This window comes from Bradyrhizobium sp. CFUWI (assembly GCF_056429085.1).
In genome coordinates, this window is record NZ_JBWJZE010000072.1 from 1 (window position 1) to 3,710 (window position 3,710).

Consider the following 3,710-nt stretch of genomic DNA (forward strand, 5'->3'; position numbering starts at 1 on the left):
CAGGCTGGCTTTGATGATGTCAATGTTGCGACCGTATCCAAGCAAATTAGCTTTCCCTCGGCGCTGGATTACGTCCGCTTCCAACTCACGGCGACCCCGATGGCTGCACTCTTGAAGGACCACGATGTTCCCGGGCGTGAACGCAAGATTGCCGCCATCGCACACGACACCGCTACTCGCCTCGATCCCGCTATGCTGGCAAACGGCCGGCTCACATTCCCGCAGCAATCTTTCGTAGTGACGGCTTCGCTCCACTGAGGTCGGCTGGGGGTCAAAATCCGAAGAACTCAGGTTGAGTAAATCTGGTCCGCTCCAGCCCGGTGAGCTCTGTCGGATGCGGCGCAACTTCGCAAATGGGCCCGCAGCAGACTTAATGGTCCGCAAACCTTAATCGTCAGAGAACCGCCAGCTCAGACCGTCCCGTGCTACTTCAGCGGGCATGTCGCCTTTCAGCATTCGTTCCACCCCACCCTTATGCTTGTCCTCGTCGTCGGGGGCACGTCCAGCACATAAGTGTTCCTCGGCCTCAACCTCATTATGGTCCTGATAGGGTTGGGCCTAGCCTGCCTCGTGTACGTTCCGTTCGCAAAGCGCTACGGGCGGGGCAATGAAGGGCGTCTCATGAGACATCTCAGTCATTCGCCGTTCGAAGACGAACGACGCAAGTCCATCTGATTGAGCTGGAATGAACTGGCTTATTGCTTTTGCATTCTTCGGTTCTTGTTGGTGGAGCGTAGCAAGAGCACGCGAACGAGCTTCTGAACTCGCCGCAAATGGAATTGGGCGCTCGCCGTTGTACTGGATGTCGAACGCGCTAGTTGCAACCCTGTTGGCCTTCGTGCTGTACATCGCCCATATTCACCATGACTCGCCCGTTCCGGCCTTCCTCTGGTTTGTCGCTGGCGATCATCGTGGCTTTACCATTTCTGCGCCGCGCGTTGAAATCGCGCTACCCTATATAGCTTACATGGCAACTACCAATTGGTAGCCTCGTGAGATCACCGGATAATTTACTGGACAAGTTTTCCTATGCCGGGGTTATCGCAATCCTCGGGGCCCTCGGGTTCTTCTTGGGAAATCTCGTTCTCAATTTTGGATTTTGGCAGTTGATCGTCGCTCCCATCATTGGAGGGGGATTGGGTTGGCTCTGTGGCGTTTGGGTTCTCAAGGAGAGGCGCCTTCCCGCGAGCGCGACCATGGCCGAGATGAGGTCAGCGATGAAGCCAGACGGCGCTCTCAAGTGACACGTCTGCTCCGGGTCTTGGCTGTGTGAAAACGCGAAGACGCTCAATCGCGATGGAAGAAGTTATTCGTCCAAGACCGTTTTAGTCGCTCAACGCGCAAGCGGATTCAACTTAGTGATCGAACTGAAAAATATCATTCTTCGTCGCGTTTCGATTTTTGAGCCCCAGCGTCGACGCCCACATTGCCCCAGGTCTGCTTTGCCCCCCATTAACGGACTTCGTCAGTCCGGCCTGTCAGGTCCGAAAAGTGCCATCAACGGACATTGTAGATTGCGCTCCGTGCCAAGGCTACCTGTAGGCCGCATAGAGTGCATCCAGCTCACCATCTTCGTCGAACTTGCGAACAAACTGGTCATCGATGAGGTCAACCACCGATACATTCAGCACGCGAGGGTCATGGATCGAGATCACTTTCTGCATTCTTGCCAATGGCGCCAATGAAGGATACGGCTTGCGTCGCAGCTCGGCTAAACTGCTTGCAGCGGTTTCTTCGTCACTGATGCTGAGGGCTGCGTTGAATGCCTGCCTGACCTTCGCCTTATCCTGTCCGCCAAGGCAGAGCGCGAGGGCTTCGAGAAGTGCGTGCACGACCTTCGCAACTACATCGCGATTGTTCGACAGAAAGCCGTTGGAGACAACGAGCCCACCGCCAAAGCTGCTTATGTTTGGCGGATAATCTTTCAAGAGGACAGCGAACCCCTTGGACTGCAGTTCGCGACTTTGCGCGGCTGACACCAGCGCACCATCGATTTCGCCCTGTTCCAAAGCGCGGAAGATTTGAACCGGGTTGCCTACGGGCAGAATGGTGATTTCGTCTCGCCGTGGATCTAGCGCCAACTGTTCGAGGGCAAGGATCGTGGATATCCATAATCCGGCGCCGATCACACGCGCTCCCAGGCGCTTGCCACGCAAATCTCCCGGAGTCTTGATACCGGGTCGTGCAACGAGATGACCCGAAAGCTTGATGTCGCTGAAAGAAGCGACAAGGCGCAAATCAGCTCCTCCCGCCGCCTGCAACAAAGCGGCTGGCTCACCGATCATCCCTAACGGCATGTCGGCTGTCAGGCGGGGGACCGTTGCGCCCTTGATGGCCACAGATCGAACGTCGACGCCGTACTTTCTGAAAAGCCCTTGCCGCTCAGCCAATGCGAGCAGGACAAGAAACGATCCAGTTCCGTCCGCATAAGCAATGCTAACGTCGTTCCCGGGCCTGACGGTTTCCTTGCTCGCGGCGAAGTACAAGGGCGCTGGTGTGCCAGTGTCAAAAAAACCAATCACCGGCATTGCCGGTCGCTGCGCCCGCGCTGTCAGCGGCCATATTGCCGCCGCGCCTCCGACAAACGACATGAACGCGCGCCGGTGCATGTGGGCTCCCGGAGAAGACGCCTAGCAATACCTCAACGCTAGCATTTTGCGATCAGGCTGCGAGGGGGAAATAGCCCAATGGGCTTCATGGGATGACAGGCCCTAGGTCCGCTCCGGGTCAAACTGAGAAGTCGGGACTTGCCATCGGAAAGTCAGCTTTGCCTTCAAGATCGGACATCGTCAGTCCAGCTTGTCAGGTCGGAAATGGGCCACAAGCGGAAGTGAAGGTCAGCCCAGCTTTGCGCCTTTGAGGGCGGGCCGGGACAAACATTTACTGAACTTTAGCCCGATGCCATGCACAACCAAAGCTTGTTAGAGCCCCAGAAAGCTCGATCAGATTAGCGGCATGAATTGGTACGGCGATGGCTCTACTCCTTGCGAAACGGCTGGCCGCGCTCTGCGTTCTAGTGAGCGCATTAACCGGCTGTGGTAGCCTGAGCGAAACAATCAGATACCGACTAACGCTTAATGTGAACGTCCATGGCAAACTCGTCAGTGCTTTTGGCGTCGTCCAAGTCAAACAATCCGATACGAGGCCCATCTTTAGGTCCATGGGCGGCGTTGGCGCTGAAGTAAGCGGCGAAGCCGTTGTGGTCGATCTCGGTGCTCATGGCGTCTTCTTCGCACTTCTGCACGGGCCGAAACCCGGATTTGGCGATCTGGGTGACCCTGCGTGGATGCTGTTTCATGCCTTCGACGATCTGCTCAAAGGCGAGATCGATCCACTTCCGAAAGTGCAGCTATTGAAGGATAAGCGCCCGAGTCGCGTACTGCAGATCGATTATATTCCGATGCTGGTCCGCTTTCGCGATCTCAATGATCCCACATCGATTGAACAATTAGACCCCCGAAATCTTGCGGAAACGTTCGGCTCTGGCGTTTCACTTCGCGACGTCGTCATCGAGATAACGGAGGAGCCGGTGACCTCGGGGATCGAAGCGAAGCTGCCTTGGCTTAAAACGATGAAAACTCATTGAGCTGGTCCCGCAAATCTGAACAGCGCGATAAGTGGAGTTTCTGCCTGACGGCGGGCAAGATTGACCCGCGAATCAGGAGAGACGATGAGCAGACGAGCACGGCGGAACCACACTCCGGCTTTCA

At 56.1% G+C, this 3,710-nt stretch carries 3 protein-coding genes and 1 pseudogene; 3 read left to right on the plus strand and 1 reads right to left on the minus strand.

Annotation, left to right across the window (positions count from 1 at the left end):
* Positions 1-258 (plus strand): annotated as a pseudogene (locus tag AC066S_RS38490) (methyltransferase domain-containing protein); the annotation flags it as partial.
* Between the two features lie 427 nt (positions 259-685).
* Positions 686-988, plus strand: coding sequence for a hypothetical protein (locus tag AC066S_RS38495; protein WP_235885281.1), 303 nt, complete (start codon positions 686-688; stop codon positions 986-988).
* Positions 989-1,532: 544 nt separating this feature from the next.
* On the opposite strand, the gene AC066S_RS38500 is transcribed toward AC066S_RS38495, so the two are convergent.
* Positions 1,533-2,609: an ABC transporter substrate-binding protein gene (locus tag AC066S_RS38500; protein ID WP_478271893.1), complete on the minus strand. Its 1,077-nt coding sequence runs from the start codon at positions 2,607-2,609 to the stop codon at positions 1,533-1,535.
* A gap of 362 nt (positions 2,610-2,971) precedes the next feature.
* Here AC066S_RS38500 and AC066S_RS38505 point away from each other — a divergent pair, with 362 nt between their 5' ends.
* Positions 2,972-3,586 carry a hypothetical protein gene (locus tag AC066S_RS38505; protein WP_478271894.1) on the plus strand — a complete coding sequence of 205 codons (615 nt, stop codon included), beginning with the start codon at positions 2,972-2,974 and terminating at the stop codon, positions 3,584-3,586.
* Positions 3,587-3,710: the final 124 nt, after the last annotated feature.

What these genes read in the sequence shown, in the direction of transcription:
- AC066S_RS38500 (WP_478271893.1), bottom strand. Translation starts at nt 2,609, where the DNA reads ATGCACCGGCGCGCGTTCATGTCGTTTGTCGGAGGCGCGGCGGCAATA.
- AC066S_RS38495 (WP_235885281.1), top strand. Translation starts at nt 686, where the DNA reads ATGAACTGGCTTATTGCTTTTGCATTCTTCGGTTCTTGTTGGTGGAGC.
- AC066S_RS38505 (WP_478271894.1), top strand. Translation starts at nt 2,972, where the DNA reads ATGGCTCTACTCCTTGCGAAACGGCTGGCCGCGCTCTGCGTTCTAGTG.